This is a genomic window from Thalassococcus sp., assembly GCF_982780845.1.
Genome location: NZ_CEYADA010000002.1, coordinates 56,844 through 72,891 on the forward strand (window position 1 = coordinate 56,844; position 16,048 = coordinate 72,891).

Annotated in this window: 13 protein-coding genes; 5 read left to right on the forward strand and 8 right to left on the reverse strand. The window is 56.0% G+C overall.

Going from position 1 to position 16,048, the window contains the following annotated elements; genetic code table 11:
- Positions 1 to 10: 10 nt before the first annotated feature.
- Entirely contained in the window at positions 11 to 913 is a 903-nt protein-coding gene (locus AC4FIA_RS02525; protein ID WP_490364590.1) for a ParB/RepB/Spo0J family partition protein, read from the forward strand.
- Here the strand turns inward: AC4FIA_RS02525 and hemW are convergent, their stop codons facing one another.
- From hemW to rph, 3 genes are read right to left on the reverse strand one after another with little or no spacing between them, the layout of a single operon-like run.
- Entirely contained in the window at positions 914 to 2,077 is a 1,164-nt protein-coding gene (gene hemW / locus AC4FIA_RS02530; protein WP_490364809.1) for a radical SAM family heme chaperone HemW, read from the reverse strand. It lies immediately after the preceding gene.
- Positions 2,073 to 2,681, reverse strand: a complete 609-nt coding sequence (gene rdgB / locus AC4FIA_RS02535; RefSeq protein WP_490364591.1) for an RdgB/HAM1 family non-canonical purine NTP pyrophosphatase — start codon at positions 2,679 to 2,681, stop codon at positions 2,073 to 2,075. Before rdgB ends, hemW begins: the two co-directional genes overlap by 5 nt.
- Entirely contained in the window at positions 2,681 to 3,397 is a 717-nt protein-coding gene (gene rph / locus AC4FIA_RS02540) for a ribonuclease PH (protein ID WP_490364592.1), read from the reverse strand. Before rph ends, rdgB begins: the two co-directional genes overlap by 1 nt.
- Before the next feature lie 112 nt (positions 3,398 to 3,509).
- Here rph and hrcA point away from each other — a divergent pair, with 112 nt between their 5' ends.
- Together hrcA and AC4FIA_RS02550 are read left to right on the forward strand one after the other, a co-directional pair.
- Positions 3,510 to 4,574, forward strand: a complete 1,065-nt coding sequence (gene hrcA, locus AC4FIA_RS02545) for a heat-inducible transcriptional repressor HrcA (protein WP_103910766.1) — start codon at positions 3,510 to 3,512, stop codon at positions 4,572 to 4,574.
- A 9-nt stretch (positions 4,575 to 4,583) separates the two neighbouring features.
- Entirely contained in the window at positions 4,584 to 5,156 is a 573-nt protein-coding gene (locus AC4FIA_RS02550; protein WP_103910862.1) for a nucleotide exchange factor GrpE, read from the forward strand.
- Positions 5,157 to 5,186: 30 nt separating this feature from the next.
- On the opposite strand, the gene mutS is transcribed toward AC4FIA_RS02550, so the two are convergent.
- Entirely contained in the window at positions 5,187 to 7,814 is a 2,628-nt protein-coding gene (mutS, locus tag AC4FIA_RS02555) for a DNA mismatch repair protein MutS (protein ID WP_490364810.1), read from the reverse strand.
- Positions 7,815 to 7,930: 116 nt separating this feature from the next.
- Between mutS and AC4FIA_RS02560 the strand changes: the two genes are divergently transcribed.
- The gene (locus AC4FIA_RS02560; RefSeq protein ID WP_103910764.1) at positions 7,931 to 10,186 is read left to right on the forward strand and encodes an NADP-dependent malic enzyme; all 2,256 of its coding nucleotides are present in this window, start codon (positions 7,931 to 7,933) and stop codon (positions 10,184 to 10,186) included.
- A 62-nt stretch (positions 10,187 to 10,248) separates the two neighbouring features.
- Complete coding sequence (locus AC4FIA_RS02565; protein ID WP_490364593.1) at positions 10,249 to 11,130, forward strand: ribokinase; 882 nt, start codon at positions 10,249 to 10,251, stop codon at positions 11,128 to 11,130.
- Here AC4FIA_RS02565 and msrA read toward each other — a convergent pair.
- From msrA to AC4FIA_RS02585, 4 genes are all read right to left on the reverse strand, one after another.
- Complete coding sequence (gene msrA / locus AC4FIA_RS02570) at positions 11,117 to 11,743, reverse strand: peptide-methionine (S)-S-oxide reductase MsrA (RefSeq protein ID WP_490364594.1); 627 nt, start codon at positions 11,741 to 11,743, stop codon at positions 11,117 to 11,119. The genes AC4FIA_RS02565 and msrA overlap by 14 nt on opposite strands.
- A gap of 142 nt (positions 11,744 to 11,885) precedes the next feature.
- On the reverse strand, positions 11,886 to 13,250 hold the full coding sequence (locus tag AC4FIA_RS02575; protein WP_490364595.1) for a polysaccharide biosynthesis/export family protein: 1,365 nt from the start codon (positions 13,248 to 13,250) through the stop codon (positions 11,886 to 11,888).
- A 26-nt stretch (positions 13,251 to 13,276) separates the two neighbouring features.
- Positions 13,277 to 13,888: a YjbF family lipoprotein gene (locus AC4FIA_RS02580; RefSeq protein ID WP_490364596.1), complete on the reverse strand. Its 612-nt coding sequence runs from the start codon at positions 13,886 to 13,888 to the stop codon at positions 13,277 to 13,279.
- Positions 13,885 to 15,942: a YjbH domain-containing protein gene (locus AC4FIA_RS02585; protein WP_490364597.1), complete on the reverse strand. Its 2,058-nt coding sequence runs from the start codon at positions 15,940 to 15,942 to the stop codon at positions 13,885 to 13,887. The genes AC4FIA_RS02580 and AC4FIA_RS02585 overlap by 4 nt, the downstream gene beginning before the upstream one ends.
- Between the last annotated feature and the right edge of the window lie 106 nt (positions 15,943 to 16,048).

The following is a 16,048-nucleotide window of genomic DNA, read 5'->3' on the forward strand; positions in this document are numbered from 1 at the left end:
GGAGAGCATCATGACAACGAAAAAAGATACACGTCGGGGGCTGGGGCGCGGTCTTTCTGCGTTAATGTCGGATGTGGTCCCGTCGGCACCGGCTGATCAGACTGACGCCACGCCAACACGCGCGGACCGCATGGTGCCGATTGAACGTATTTTCCCCAATCCGGACCAGCCGCGTCGCACCTTTACGCAGGACCAGTTGGAAGAGCTGGCGGCGTCTATCAAGGAAAAAGGCGTTATCCAGCCGATCATTGTTCGGGAAAAACCGGGTGAAGCTGGCAGTTTTGAAATCGTAGCTGGTGAACGCCGGTGGCGTGCCTCGCAGCTGGCGCAGTTGCACGAAATGCCGGTTTTAGTTCGCGAATTTACCGACACTGAGGTGCTTGAAATCGCGATCATCGAAAACATTCAGCGCGCTGACCTGAATGCCATCGAAGAAGCGGCTGGCTATCGTCAACTGATGATGAAATTCGGCCATACCCAAGAAAAGCTGGCAGAAGCCTTGGGTAAGAGTCGGAGCTATATCGCAAACCTGCTTCGTCTTTTGAACTTGCCCGAAGATGTTCAGGCGCTTCTTGTTGAGGGAAAACTTAGCGCAGGCCATGCGCGCGCATTGATCACAGCTGAAAACCCATCCGAGCTTGCCAAGCTGGTTGTGGAAAAGCAGCTTTCTGTGCGTGAAACCGAACGTCTGGCCAAAACAGTTGCCGCGCCGGACAGCGCCAAGATCAAAGCGAAGCCGCGCGATGATAAAGACGCAGACACAAAAGCGCTTGAAGGCGATCTTTCGGCTGCGCTGCGCATGAAGGTTCGGATCGATCACAAGCCCGGCCAAGAGGCGGGATCGGTCAGCATTTCCTATGATACGCTTGAGCAGTTGGACGAACTTTGCATGTTGCTGAGCACGTCGCGCTAATCATTCAGGATGGTCCGGCAGTAATTCGGTAATCAGCGAATTCAGGACCATCCGCCCCTGTGGAGTTGCTCCCAGACGATTTCCGCTTTGCCAAATTAACCCGAGATCGGCCATTTTGTTCGTTTGTTCGGGTGACAGTGCGGCGGGATCCAGATCGCGAACTCGCACAACATCTATGCCTTCCTGAAGTCGAAGCCCCATCATAAGGTATTCTCCAGCCTGATCGATGTTGGAAACGATATCGTTGATGCGGTCCCCGTTACCTTGCTCAGCATTCTCCAGCCAAGCACCTGGATTGCGCCAAGCTACCGTCGCGTGTTTCCGTCCATTCAAAGACAGTCTGCCGTGCGCACCGGGGCCGATCCCGCCGTAATCGCCGTATCGCCAATAGATCAGGTTGTGCTGTGATTCCGCGCCGGGCTCTGCGTGGTTTGAAACCTCATAGGCCGGCAGCCCGTGCTGATCGCAAATCTCTTGCGTCAGTTCGTACATGTCTGCGGACAGGTCTTCGTCTGGTAGGCCGGACAGTTGACCACGGCGCTGTCGTTCCCAGAACGCGGTGCCTTGCTCAATGGTCAACTGGTACAGCGACAAATGATCTACCGACATCGCCAATGCTTCGGTCAGTTCTTTGCGCCAATCGTTCAGGCTTTGGCCTTGTCTGGCATAGATCAGATCGAAGCTAATTCTTTTGAAAACCGAACGCGCGGTATCAAAGGCTTTGCGGGCTTCCTCGACGGAATGCAAACGCCCTAGTTTGGCTAAATCGAGGTTATTTAGTGCCTGAATACCCATCGAAACGCGGTTTACACCCGCGCCTGAAAACCCGCGAAAACGCCCGGCCTCAACAGACCTTGGGTTGGCCTCAAGCGTGATTTCGATGTTGTTGGCAAAAGTCCATTTTTCGCGAATACGTTCGATCAACGCATTCACCAGCTCTGGCGACATCAAGCTGGGCGTGCCGCCACCGAAGAAAACCGAGTTCAGGACGCGGTCCGGCGTCAAATCAGCAATCCGGTCGATTTCGGACAGATACGCAGCGCGCCAGCGATCTTCGTCTATTTCACGTGAAACATGGGAATTGAAATCGCAGTAGGGGCACTTGGCTTCGCAGAACGGCCAATGCACGTACAGGCCAAAGCCCCCGTTGCGCCAATCTTCAATCAAACAGGGCCCCTGTCAGTTTGCGAAACGCATCGGCACGGTGGCTGATCTCGTTCTTTTCCCAACGATCCATTTCACCAAACGTGATGTCATAGCCTTCGGGAACAAAGATCGGGTCATAGCCGTGACCCTGATCACCACGCATCGGCCAGACAACCTTACCCTCCATCACACCGGGGAAAACCTCGTCGTGGCCATCGGGCCAAGCCAGAACCAAAGTACAGCAAAAGCGAGCGGTCCATGGTTCAGGTGCGCCTTTAGCGACCAAGAGATCATGGGTTTTGGTCATCGCCATTTCAAAGTCGCGGCCATTGGGCGTTTCTGACCAGTCAGCTGTATAAACTCCCGGCGCTTTGTCCAATGCATCAACCTCGATCCCGCTGTCATCAGACAGGGCAGGGAGGCCTGTTGCCTTGGCGGCAGCGTGCGCCTTGATGCGGGCGTTTTCGACAAATGTGGTGCCGGTTTCTTCGGGCTCGGGAAGGTTCATTTTCTTTGCGCCGACAACCTCAACACCGAAGGGCGCGAAAAGCGCCTTCATCTCTTCAAGCTTGCCAGCATTGTGGGTCGCAACAAGAAGACGCTTTTCGCTAAACTTGGGCATTACGCACCCACGGCTTTCAGTTGCGCTTCGACCAGTTCAGCAATGCCCTTGTCGGCCAGATCAAGCAGTTCGTTCATCTGAGCACGCGAGAATGTGGCACCTTCTGCGGACATCTGCACTTCGATCATTTGGCCGTCAGCACGCAGGATGAAGTTACCATCAACGCCTGCTTCGCTGTCTTCTGGGTAGTCCAGATCAAGCACCGGCTGGCCGGCGTAGATACCGCAGCTTACCGCGGCAACTGGCGAGATCAGGGGATCAGTGACGATATCGCCAGCCTTCATCAGTTTTTTCACAGCCAAACGCAGCGCGACCCAACCGCCAGTGATAGATGCACAGCGTGTCCCGCCATCGGCCTGAATGACATCACAGTCGATTGTGATCTGACGTTCACCCATGGCAACGCGGTCCACGCCAGCGCGCAACGAACGACCGATCAGGCGCTGAATTTCAACGGTACGACCGCCTTGTTTACCGGTCGCGGCCTCACGGCGCATGCGGCTGGATGTCGAACGGGGCAGCATGCCGTATTCCGCTGTGACCCAGCCCAAACCAGAACCCTTGATAAACGGCGGAACGCGGTCTTCGATCGTCGCGGTGCACAGAACGTGGGTGTCGCCCATGCGGATCATGCAAGATCCTTCGGCGTGCTTGGTCACATCTGTTTCAATTGAAACGCTGCGCATCTCGTTTAGTTGTCTTCCGGACGGTCGCATGAAATTCTCCTTAGGGGTTGGTTCGGGGATATAGCTGCAGGCACAGGTCACGCAACCCCGATTGACCTTTCGATGGAACCGACTTTAATGCTTAGGAAAGAGCGTTTGAGCAATGAATGACGGAACTTCCATTCTGAACCAGATGAACGATCGCTCGCGCGAAGTCTTTCGCCAGGTCGTTGAGGGGTATCTACAAACCGGAGAACCGATAGGTTCACGGACGCTCACACGTACCCTGTCCGAGAAAATCTCTGCCGCGACCATTCGCAATGTGATGCAGGATTTGGAGTTTCTGGGCCTTCTGGACAGCCCCCATACCAGTGCGGGGCGTATCCCGACACAGGCGGGGCTGCGGATGTTTGTCGATGGCCTGCTTGAGGTTCAGCATCTGGACGACAACGACCGCGAAAAAATCGACGCAACTCTGGGAAAAGAAGCCAACGATGTCGGCGACATCATGGATCGCGTCGGGTCTGCCTTGTCTGGCGTTACGCAGGGCGCGTCACTGGTTTTGACCCCGAAACACGAAGCGGCGATCAAGCATATTGAGTTCGTCAGCCTTGCCCACGACCGGGCCTTGGTGGTTCTGGTCTTCTCTGATGGACACGTCGAAAACCGCATCTTTGTTCCGCCTCCGGGACAGACGCCAAGCTCTATGCGCGAGGCTGCGAATTTTCTGAACGCGCTGGCCGAGGGCAAAACCCTGACGGAAATCCAGCGTGATCTGAAGGGCCAGATTGAAGCGAAGCGGCGCCAGATCGACGGGCTTGCCCATGATCTGGTTCAAAGCGGGCTTGCAGTTTGGGCTGATGATGATGATCAGGCTGAACGTTTGATCGTTCGGGGCAGGTCGAATCTTTTGGGGCAGGACGGCCAAGAACAAGAGATTGATCGTATCCGTGTGCTGTTTGATGACCTTGAACGTAAGCGGGACATCGCCGAATTCCTGCAATTGACCGAAGATGGCGACGGTGTGCGCATTTTTATCGGCTCTGAGAACAAACTTTTTTCTTTATCGGGTTCCTCTCTGGTCGTGTCTCCTTATATGAACGCTGACCGAAAGATTATTGGCGCGGTCGGGGTCATTGGTCCGACACGCCTGAACTACGGTCGGATTGTTCCGATCGTGGATTACACCGCACAGTTGGTCGGAAGGCTCCTCTCCGACCGGAGATAGAGGATGAACATGGCAAACTCGACGAACGACGAATTCCTCGATGATATCGACGATCTCGAAGCTGAAGCGACAGCGCAGGAAGAGGCAGACGCGGAATACGCGGACTCTCCGGAAGCTCGCATCGAAGAGCTGGAAGCAGAGCGCGACGAATACAAAGACCGTTTCATGCGTGCTCTGGCCGATGCCGAAAACGCACGGAAGCGCGCAGACAAGGATCGCCGCGAAGCCGAGCAATACGGCTCGACCCGCATGAGCCGCGATATCCTGTCTGTTTATGACAACCTAAGCCGCGCGTTGATGGCTGCCAAAGAAGAACAGACGCCTGCGTCTGATGCTTTGGTTGAGGGGATCGAGCTTACGCTGCGCGAACTTCTGAACGTCTTCAAAAAGCACGGCATCGAAAAAATCGCGCCGGAAGTTGGCGACAAATTCGATCCGACGCACCACGAGGCGATGTTCGAAGCCCCCGTTCCAGGCACCAAAGCGGGCGAGATCATTCAGGTTTCTGCCGAAGGGTTTATGCTGTACGACCGCCTACTGCGCCCCGCGCAAGTCGGTGTCAGTTCGATGCCAGCAAGCTAATATAAAAAAGGCGGCCACTGGCCGCCTTTTTTATTGGTTCGCCAGTTCGCGAAGTTCGTACAAAATTTGTAGCGCCTCGCGCGGCGTCAGATCGTCAGGCACAATTTCCCTTAACCGCTCTTCAGCTGCAGACGGTTTGGCGGCAACAGCCTCCTGTTTTACAGTCTCGGTCACAACTGAGAACAAAGGCAGGTCGTCGATCAAACGGGCAGGGGACGTCTTTTCGCGTTCGCCTTGCTCAAGCGACTCTAGCACAGACTTCGCGCGGGAAATCACCGCTTTCGGCAGACCAGCCAGTTGCGCTACCTGCACACCATAGGACCGGTCGGCTGCACCGGCACGCACTTCGTGCAGGAAGATGACCTCACCTTCCCATTCTTTCACAGTGACCGTGGCGTTGGACACGCCGGGCAGTTTGTCGGCAAGGGCGGTCATTTCGTGATAGTGCGTTGCGAACAACCCGCGCACACGATTGACCTCGGCCAGATGCTCTAGCGTTGCCCACGCAATGGACAGGCCGTCATAGGTCGCTGTGCCTCGGCCGATTTCATCCAGAATGACCAACGCTCGATCATCCGACTGGTTCAGAATGGCGGCAGTTTCGACCATTTCCACCATGAAGGTCGAACGCCCTTTCGCCAAATCGTCTGACGCACCAACGCGGCTAAAGATTTGTCCGACAAGGCCGATATGGGCCGCCTTGGCCGGGACATAAGCCCCCATTTGTGCCAGAATGGCGATCAGTGCGTTTTGTCGGAGGTAGGTCGACTTACCTGCCATGTTCGGACCCGTCAGCAATTGCAGCGCTGGGCCGTCGGCATTGGGCGACAGTTCGCAGTCATTAGCAATGAATGGAGCGCCACCGGCATTTCGCAGGGCATGTTCCACAACAGGATGGCGCCCCTGTTCCACGTGAAACGCGCGGCTGTCATCGACCGTCGGTTTCACCCAGTCTTCCGATTTCGCGAGTTTGGCCATGGCCGTTGCGACATCGAACTCGGCCAGTGCCAGGGAAAGCTGTGTCAGGACGGGTGCGTTTTCTGTAATTCGGCTCTGTAACGCCTGAAAGTGGACCTTTTCAATCTCGATCGCGCGTCCGCCAGCGTTCAGAATTTTGGTCTCAAGCTCTGACAATTCAACGGTTGTAAAGCGGACCTGATTGGCTGTGGTTTGCCGATGAATGAAGGTTTCCGACAGCGGGGCGGACATCATCTTTTCCGCGTGTAGCGCGGTGGTTTCGATGAAATAGCCCAGCACGTTGTTATGCTTGATCTTGAGCGACGATACGCCGGCTTTTTCTGCATAATCCGACTGAAGACGCGCAATCACGCCGCGTCCTTCGTCACGTAGCGTGCGCACTTCGTCCAATTCGGGATCGTAGCCTTCGGCAATGAATCCGCCGTCACGGGCCAGCAACGGTGGCTCTGCGACAAGTGCGTTATCAAGCAGGCTGCACAGATCATCATGTCCAACCAAGGCCGTGCGGGCGTTCTGCAGCAACTCGGGCAGGTCGCTGCCCTCTACCAACGCAGCGATTTCCTCGGCTTGGCCAAGCGAATTGCGCACGGCGGCAAGGTCACGGGGTCCACCACGGTCAAGACCCAATCGCGACAGGGCGCGGTCGATGTCGGGCACTTTCTTTAAAGCCGAGATCAACTTTTCCGAAAGGTCAGCGGCCTCAACCGCCCAGGTCACGCCGTCTTGCCTTTGGTGAATCGTATCCAGATCGCGCGACGGTGAAGACAGGCGGCGTTCGAGCAAGCGCGCGCCCGCAGCAGTGACCGTGCGGTCAATGACAGACAGCAAAGAACCCGCGCGACCCCCTTGCATGGATTGCGTCAGTTCAAGGTTTTTGCGCGTGGCATTGTCGATCTGCAAAAGGCGCGACACGTTTTCCTGACGTGGCGGCTGCAGTAAGGGTAGGTTCCCCTTTTGCGTAATCTCAAGGTAATCGACGACCGCACCAAGCGCTGACAGCTCGGCCCGATCAAAATTGCCAAAAGCGTCGGATGAGGCGACGCCGAATACGTCACAAAGCCGTTTTTCAGCCGAAGTAGAGTCGAATGACGCCCGACCAAGGAATGTCGGAACCACTCCGATATCATCCAGAACCGTGGCGAAGCCTTCATCCAAACTTTCCGAAATCAAAACTTCAGATGGTGCCAGCCGAGCGAGTTCGGATCCGACACGGGCCTGCGGCAGTGACAGCGCATGAAACGCCCCTGTGGAAATATCCGTGTACGCAATTGCCCAAGCGCCGCGCACATTGCTGATGGCCACAAGATAGTTGTGGCGCCGCGCCTCTAGTAGGCTTTCTTCGGTCAGTGTGCCGGGCGTTACCAGGCGCACCACGTCGCGTTTCACAACAGACTTGGATCCACGCTTTTTCGCCTCTGCGGGGCTTTCCATTTGTTCACAAACGGCAACGCGAAACCCCTTCCGGATCAGCGTCAGCAAATAACCTTCGGCGGCATGTACTGGAACGCCGCACATCGGGATGTCGTCGCCGTTGTGCTTTCCACGCTTTGTCAGAGCGATATCAAGCGCCTCTGCAGCGGCTGCTGCATCGTCGAAGAACAGCTCGTAAAAGTCACCCATGCGATAAAACAACAAAGCATCAGGATATTGTTGTTTTATTTCAAGATATTGCGCCATCATTGGCGTGACAGCAGTAGTGTTAGCGCTCACGAGCCTTCCCCCAGAGGATTTGGCATGACATTAAGGCGGCCAAACTTCGGGTAAAACCCGAATTTCCAGCAAAAAACCAGAGTGCCATGTCGAAATCAAAACTGACCCGCGAAGAAGCGCTTAATTTCCACCTCGAGCCGACCCCCGGCAAGTGGGAGGTGCAAGCGACCGTACCCATGACAACCCAGCGGGATTTGTCGCTGGCCTATTCGCCGGGTGTGGCTGTTCCGTGTGAAGAAATCGCGCAAAATCCTGAATTGGCTTATGATTATACGAACAAGGGCAACCTTGTTGCGGTCATTTCCAACGGTACAGCGGTTCTTGGCCTTGGTAATTTGGGTGCGCTGGGCGGCAAGCCTGTGATGGAAGGTAAGTCGGTTCTGTTCAAACGCTTTGCCGATGTGAACTCGATCGACATCGAACTGGATACTGAAGATCCGGACGAATTCTGCAAAGCGGTCAAGCTGATGGGCCCGACGTTTGGTGGAATCAACCTTGAAGACATCAAGGCGCCGGAATGCTTCATCATCGAACAGCGCCTGAAGGAAGAGATGGATATTCCTGTCTTCCACGATGACCAGCACGGCACTGCGGTTATCTGTGCGGCAGGCCTGCTGAACGCGCTGCATATCTCGGGCAAAAAGATCGAAGATGTTAAGATCGTTCTGAACGGCGCGGGCGCTGCGGGGATCGCCTGTATCGAATTGCTGAAAAGCATGGGCGCGCGTCACGACAACTGCATCGTTTGTGACACGAAGGGCGTGATTTATCAGGGTCGCACCGAAGGCATGAACCAGTGGAAATCGGCCCATGCCATCACCACTGAACTGCGCACTTTGGAAGAGGCCATGAAAGGCGCGGACGTGTTCCTTGGCGTTTCGGTCAAAGGTGCCGTGACTCAGGCCATGGTCGAGGCGATGGCGCCGAATCCCGTTATCTTCGCGATGGCAAACCCCGATCCGGAAATCACGCCGGAAGAAGCGCACGAAGTTCGCCCTGACGCGATCGTGGCCACCGGCCGTTCCGACTACCCGAACCAGGTGAACAACGTTCTGGGCTTCCCCTATCTGTTCCGTGGTGCGCTGGACATTCACGCACGCGCCATCAATGACGAAATGAAGATCGCCTGTGCCCATGCACTGGCCCAGCTGGCACGCGAAGACGTTCCGGATGAGGTTGCGGTTGCTTACGGCAAGACCCTGAAGTTCGGTCGCGACTATATCATCCCGACACCGTTTGACCCGCGTCTGATCTATCGCATTCCGCCCGCTGTTGCGAAGGCCGGTATGGATACCGGTGCCGCGCGTCGTCCGATCATCGATATGGATGCTTACGAGCTGAACCTAAAGACGCGCCTCGATCCGACGGCCTCGATCCTGCAGGGTCTGAGCGCGCGCGCACGCGCGGCCCAAGCCCGCATGATCTTTGCCGAAGGCGACGACCCGCGCGTTCTGCGGGCGGCCGTGTCCTACCAGCGGTCCGGCTACGGTAAATCCTTGGTTGTTGGCCGTGTCGATGACGTGAAAGCAAAGCTTGAGGCGGCTGGTCTGGGCGATGCCGTGAATGAGATCGAGGTCGTCAACGCGGCGAATACAGAGCACCTCGATTCCTACAAAGAGCTTCTTTATTCGCGCCTTCAGCGTAAGGGCATCGACAAATCCGACGTGCACCGGATGGCAGCACGCGATCGTCACATCTTCTCGTCCCTGATGTTGGCCCACGGCCACGGCGATGCGTTGGTCACGGGCGCTACACGTAAATCTGCGCACGTTATGTCACGTATCAACCGTGTGTTTGACGCGGATGCCGACACCGGTGCCGCAGGTGTAACAGCCGTGATGCACAAAGGCCGCATCGTTCTGATTTCGGATACTCTGGTCCATGAATGGCCGAACGAGGAGGATCTGGCAAACATCGCAGAGCGCGCTGCAGGTGTTGCACGCCACCTAGGCCTCGAACCCCGTGTCGCGTTCGTATCGTTCTCGACCTTCGGGTATCCGGTGTCCGAACGCGCCGAAAAGATGCACCTTGCCCCAAGCGTGCTGGACCGTCGCGGCGTTGATTTCGAATACGAAGGCGAAATGACCGTCGACGTGGCGCTGAATTCCCGCGCGCAAGAGGCCTATCCCTTCCAGCGTCTGACTGGCCCGGCGAACATCCTTGTTGTACCTGCGCGTCACAGCGCATCGATCAGCGTTAAGCTGGTGCAAGAAATGGCCGGCGCGACTGTGATCGGTCCGATCCTTGCTGGTGTTGGGCAGTCGATCCAGCTGTGTTCGACAGGGGCAACAGCGAACGACATCCTGAACATGGCCATTCTGGCCGCCTGCAAAGTCGGTTAATCGCTGGCACTGCCTGACATTGTGATGCACTTTGGTCCCGTAGATTTTACGGGACCAAATCCATGACTGTCTTCAACCTCGGATCCATCAACGCCGATCTGGTGTACCGTGTGCCGCATCTTCCCGAACCCGGCGAAACGCTGGCATCGACGTCGTTCACCCGTTTTCTGGGTGGCAAGGGTGCGAATATGTCCGTCGCGTCGGCGCGCGCAGCGGCTCGGGTGGTCCACATCGGCGCTGTTGGGCATGGTGGTGACTGGATGGTTGATCGCCTGACTGAATATGGCGTTGATACCCGTGAAATCGTCACTGTTTCAGGGGAATCCGGCCATGCGGTGATTGCCGTCGACGATCACGGTGAGAACAGCATTCTTCTCTTTCACGGTGCAAACACCTGTCTGGACCCGGAAGAGATTTCAGGCGCGTTGGCCCAGGCCACCGCCGAAGATAGCTTTCTGTTCCAGAACGAAACTAACGCACAGCGCGAAGCCGCCGAGGCCGCGTCGCTGCGCGGGATGCGCATTATTTATGCCGCAGCGCCCTTTGATGCTGACGCCGTTCAAGATGTTATGCCCCTGATCGACATGCTCGTTCTGAACGAGGTCGAGGCAGCACAATTAGAAGAGGCGACAGGCCTAAGTCCCGAAAACCTGCCAGTCAAAGATATCGTCGTGACGCTTGGGTCAAAGGGGTGTCGTTGGTACGAAACCGACAAGGGCGAACAGATCGACGTGCCCGCCATTCAGGTCGATCCTGTGGACACGACGGGTGCTGGGGACACGTTCACGGGGTATCTGGTCGCCGGTTTGGACCGTGGATTTTCCATGCGGCAATCGCTTGATCTGGCAACAAAGGCCGCCGCTATCATGGTTACACGTCAAGGCACTGCTGATGTGATCCCTGACCTGAAAGACATTGAAGACGCGCGATTTAACCGCCTGTAAAGGCTGCGTCTGATCCCCAGACCTGTTTAACCCGTTGATCACGTCCGCAGGCGCTACGGTATTTTTTGTAGGCATCAGAACGGGTGATGTATCCGAACCGTGTCAGCGTTTTTTCGGAACTCTTGTAGTAGTCCTGATGATACTTCTCGGCCTTGTAAAATGGTTTGGCGGATAGAACGGGCGTCACAATCTGCTGTCCTAGGACTTTCATACCGTCCTTCAACGCTGCGATCGCATCGGCCTTTTCTGCATCGTTTTTGACAAATATCGCGGTGCGATAACTATCTCCGCGATCACAAAACTGGCCACCGGCATCCAGCGGATCAATGGAACGCAGGAACATATCGTACAGCGTTCGACGTGACACGATATCCGGATCATAGGTGATTTTCACGGCCTCAAAATGGCCAGAGCCATCAGCGGAAACGTCCTTGTAGCTCGGGTTTGCCTTTGCTCCTCCGGTGTAACCTGACACGACAGACGACACTCCGGTCACCTTTTCAAAATCGGCCTCTACGCACCAAAAACAGCCGCCCGCTACGATGATCTGGTCGGCCTGAACGGCAGGTGCTGTCGCGAGTGAAAATAGAAAGGCGCTAATTATCCGGAACATTTTCGATCTCCTGTTTGAGGCCGATTGTTCTGGTCAGTGAATTTAATTGCAAACTAAAGAACGCTGGCTCACGCGTAGATGATATTTCGTGAGTCGGGTTTATGCCTGCCCGAGAAAATATCGGGCAGGCATAAACGCATTTTTATTGCTGCAAAGCTGCGCGCTGGGCCGTGTTGATCAGCACCGGGAAGAACTGCTGCATTGCTCGGTTCCACGATGTGATCGGTTGTTCTTCAATAAAGATGATGTCGTTCGGGCGCATTTCGAACCGTGTTGCCAGGGTCAGGTTGATCGCGTTTCCTGCATCCAAATGCCATGCGGTCACCGCGCCGAATTCAGCAGGGTTGCTGGAAGGACGCAGAACGTAGATGTCGGACGGGTCGCCCGTTGTTACGTTAAATCCGCCTTTTTCATAAAGCACATCGGCCAAAGTTGCCTGCTGGCCGAAGGGCAGGGCCACGCGGCTTTGGTTTGAAACCTCGCCTGCCAGATAAACGTAGTCACGTTTTTCCGCGCCCAGATCCAGACGGCTTCGGAAGTTTGACCGCTGTTCATTCAGGGCGTTGCTGCGGATGCTTATCTCTGCCTGTAGTTCTGCCAAGGCGTTGCTGCGTGCTTGTCGGCGCATCTGAATGACTTCGACCTGGCTGTTATAGAAGGCAAGCGCCTGATCCAGATCGTAGTTCGTGTCGACGTAAACAGCATCGCCATCTTGCAGCTTCAGTTTTTGAAGATCGGGGCGGGCAAAGAACGTTTCCAGCGGAATCTGGTAGAGCGTGCCGTCACGGTAAATACGGACCGAGGCAAAATCCTCGTTCTTGACCTGAACACCGCCGGACGCAGTCAGCGCTTCGCTCAGGTCAATCGGGTTCAGCGTTAAGGGCAGGATTTTGGCGCTGCCGACGGCACCGCCAACAACAACACGTTTCGAATTGAACTCGGCGACCTCAAGCGAGAAGGCCGGATCAATGCCGTTTTCCACCAGCGCTTGGAAAACACGTGCTTCAGCTTCTTCCAGTGTCAGGCCAGCGACCATCACCTGACCAAGATCAGGGATCGAGATCGAGCCGTCGTCACGGACGGTATAACCCTGCCGCTTGTTTTGGGCCGTCAAAAGGCCGCTGAGTTCTTCGATTGTTGTGCCGCCGGACTTCGTTGCCAGCAACAGAACATCGCTTACGCCGATACGGTAGGCTTCGACCGGCGGCGTCGGCGGTATGCGCAGCTCAAGCGGTTTGCGTGTTTCGTTGGGCACATATGGCGCTTCGGGCAAGGCGCCAGCGCCACGCAGTTGACCACCGCCTGCTTGTTGGAAAAACGCCACTGGCAGCGCCCTAGGCGTGTACGGTTCGCGGTTGGCGACCAGTACGGTTTGCGCATCCAGATCGACAACGCGAACCTCTGCGCCTGCAGATTGGCTCTTTACGGTGGGGGAAGTGTAAGTCACACCGCAGCCCGCGGTCACAAGACACGTGCCAAGTACGAGTGTTTTCCAAAGGCGTATCATGGTCATTCCTTCTAAAAGCGTGCGGCCTATTGCAGCTGTCGTTCGATTGTCATGTGCCCGACACCTTCGCTGATCCATTGGCGAGACCGCCAGAGCGTGCCGTTGGCCCCTTGCCAGTAGGTATTGGAAACGGAAAACCCGATCGAGGAACAAGTTTCAACAATTCTTGTCACCGGCACGGTGTTTGAGCTGATTTTAATCGTGGTGGCAGATCGGTCCGAAACCTGACATTGGAATGCCCGGAATTCAGTCTCTAACTCACCACCAAGAGTGGTTTGAAAACGTTCATAGTATGCATCGCCAAAAGCGCCTTTGAGCGCCATCAGGCTATTCGAGACGTCGGATGACATCATGTCGTCGCCCAACCCCCGCGTTTCGACGACAAGGCCCTGATTCAGCGCAACAGACACACCCGAGGCATCGGTCCAGTTTGTGACGGCACCAAGGGTGCTATCGGCGGTCAACACCGCAGACGCGCCGCGCGATTCAAGAAAGACCCGGATCGTGGGTGTGGCCGCCTTCTGTGTGTTCAGCACAACGACCTTGCTGCTGGCTTTCGCCCGCGTCGGTAGCGCGGGCAAGCCACTGCAAGCAGACAATGACAGGGCGGCGATGACAATTGCGAAGGTAGATTTCATCGCCAGAACCGCCCCCACTTTTCCTGAAGATCAGGACGGTGGGTTTCTGCCACCGTTTCATACAAACGATCCGATACATTCAAACGCGCGCCACCATCCCGTGTAAGCGAGCGTAGGACGGTCGAATATGTCTGCTTGGTCGGTTTGCCGGTGATCCACGACATCGGTACGCTAAGACGGATACCCTTATCAAAAGAGCCTTCGCCGAAGTCTTCAAAGGGAATATCGGTCAGGGTGGCGAAGGCACCGATGCTCCACCCGTTTTCGAATGTGCGGTCGACTGCCAGTGTGGCACCCCAGTCACCGGCAAGATAACGGCCCGCATCAATCTGCGTCGCAAACCCGTTGTCAAAGTCGTAGTACAGCGATGCGTGACCGGTTGTGACTTCGTATTCGCGGAATCCGAAAAGCTGATCGAACTCGCGTTGTTTCACGTGGTTCAGCTCAAACCCAAGCGCAAGATTGCTGTCGACGGGTTTCCACAAAAGCTCGCCCGAAACACCGGCATATTGGGGCTCAAGATATCCGACGGTCACACGTCCATAGACGTTGTCAGATGGCCTGAAGAAATACGCGGCGGTCAGTTCCGGAATGGAGGGATCGCCTTCCTTTTCGTACAGGTTGGTGTCTGAGCGAACACGCTGGATGACCGAATCCGATTCACGCGTTGATTCATTCTTGTTTCCCAGAAGCGTCTTCCGGACGCGCCCTTTTAGCAAAAATCCCGGCGCAGGCCGATAGGTTGCACGTGCTTCGACGCCAAGATCGGCGCGGATAGGTGCATCCGGATCGAAAAGGCTGGTCGTGATGTAGGGCCCAAAGCCCAAGTCGAGCTTGGGATAGAACTCTTCCAGCGGCTCAATCGATGTGGACTCTGGCGCGATGTCAGCGCGGGCATAGCTTAGCCAAACGTTATCCAGATCGTGCGCAAGGCTTTCCATATCTGCCCTGCGGCTGGTGACCCGCGTGGTAGGAGCGCCGTTTACGACGGGCACAATCACGAACGTGTCCACTGAACTCGGGATCGTTCCGGTCAGCACCCGCGCCGTTCGCCCGATTGCCTGAGGAAGGGCGCGATATGTGTCGTTCTCGATTTCAACCGTGGCTGTTGCGCCGCGAATATCAAGCGCGTGCAGCGTGATGCCGGTCGCACTAAGGCGGCGCTTTGTTAGTAGACGCACATTTGATCGGGCAACTTCGGTTCCCCAACCCAAAGCTACGGCTGATGCGGGCGAAATCGCTGGCGGTGTGCCCTCGAGGCCGCTGGGTGCCTTCGGCGTCTTCGGATCGACCGCAAAGGTGATCTGTGCACCGAATTGTGACCCGTACAGATAATGCGCGCTTAGATGCACGCCGGGACGCGGCGTGTAGGTGACTCCGTAGTTCACCTGAGACTTCAGATCAAAGGCAGTTGTACTTTCCAGAGGGTACCCATCGGAAGACAGTTCGACAGCAAAGCTAAGCTTGTCGTTTAGCTGATATTCAATGCCACCGAACAGGCCTGCGTCACCTTGGAAAATCTGGTCGAATTCGACTTCACCGCCCAGGTTACCATCACGCGAACCGCGGTCCTCAAAGCGCTCGTCCAGAAGGCTCAGCGGGTTTTTGAAATTGTTCGCGGTGCCCAGCCGTCCCCAGCCGATTCCCGCTGTGGCACGCAGTTGGTTCGTTAGTGTTTTTGATACTACCAGGTACTCGGATCGGTAAATGCCGGTGCCTAGAAAATCGTTCAACCCAAACGCCAGCGCTGGACGGTATTTGCCTTCGTCCATCAATCGGTAGTGGATCGAGAAACTACGGTCATAGTTGGTGTATGTGGCACCATCGCCTCCGGGTAAATCCATTTGGCGCGAATACCTGAAACTCGCTGACAAACGGGGAGTGACCTGAAAGGTTAGTGTGCTTCTGGTTTGTCCAGCGAAATGGCTTGTCGAGAACGAAAGCTCGGCGTCGGGCAGGCTATGGGCCGCAGGCATTTCGATCAGGCCGGGAAACCCGTACGAGTTATACCCAGTTTTCAGCTCGGTCGCATAACCGGCTGACGCCGCGCCCATTAGAACGCCTGCAATGCACGAAACGCGGTTCAATCGAAAGCCCCCCATGGCTTATTTAGGATTTGGTTTAGGCCATTACCGAACCAGATTTGACCCTAGCGGATAC

What these genes read in the sequence shown, in the direction of transcription:
- mutS (WP_490364810.1), bottom strand. Translation starts at nt 7,814, where the DNA reads ATGATGGCGCAATATCTTGAAATAAAACAACAATATCCTGATGCTTTG.
- msrA (WP_490364594.1), bottom strand. Translation starts at nt 11,743, where the DNA reads ATGTTCCGGATAATTAGCGCCTTTCTATTTTCACTCGCGACAGCACCT.
- hrcA (WP_103910766.1), top strand. Translation starts at nt 3,510, where the DNA reads ATGAATGACGGAACTTCCATTCTGAACCAGATGAACGATCGCTCGCGC.
- AC4FIA_RS02580 (WP_490364596.1), bottom strand. Translation starts at nt 13,888, where the DNA reads ATGAAATCTACCTTCGCAATTGTCATCGCCGCCCTGTCATTGTCTGCT.
- AC4FIA_RS02585 (WP_490364597.1), bottom strand. Translation starts at nt 15,942, where the DNA reads ATGGGCGCGGCGTCAGCCGGTTATGCGACCGAGCTGAAAACTGGGTAT.
- rdgB (WP_490364591.1), bottom strand. Translation starts at nt 2,681, where the DNA reads ATGCCCAAGTTTAGCGAAAAGCGTCTTCTTGTTGCGACCCACAATGCT.
- AC4FIA_RS02525 (WP_490364590.1), top strand. Translation starts at nt 11, where the DNA reads ATGACAACGAAAAAAGATACACGTCGGGGGCTGGGGCGCGGTCTTTCT.
- AC4FIA_RS02560 (WP_103910764.1), top strand. Translation starts at nt 7,931, where the DNA reads ATGTCGAAATCAAAACTGACCCGCGAAGAAGCGCTTAATTTCCACCTC.
- rph (WP_490364592.1), bottom strand. Translation starts at nt 3,397, where the DNA reads ATGCGACCGTCCGGAAGACAACTAAACGAGATGCGCAGCGTTTCAATT.
- AC4FIA_RS02575 (WP_490364595.1), bottom strand. Translation starts at nt 13,250, where the DNA reads ATGATACGCCTTTGGAAAACACTCGTACTTGGCACGTGTCTTGTGACC.
- AC4FIA_RS02565 (WP_490364593.1), top strand. Translation starts at nt 10,249, where the DNA reads ATGACTGTCTTCAACCTCGGATCCATCAACGCCGATCTGGTGTACCGT.
- AC4FIA_RS02550 (WP_103910862.1), top strand. Translation starts at nt 4,584, where the DNA reads ATGGCAAACTCGACGAACGACGAATTCCTCGATGATATCGACGATCTC.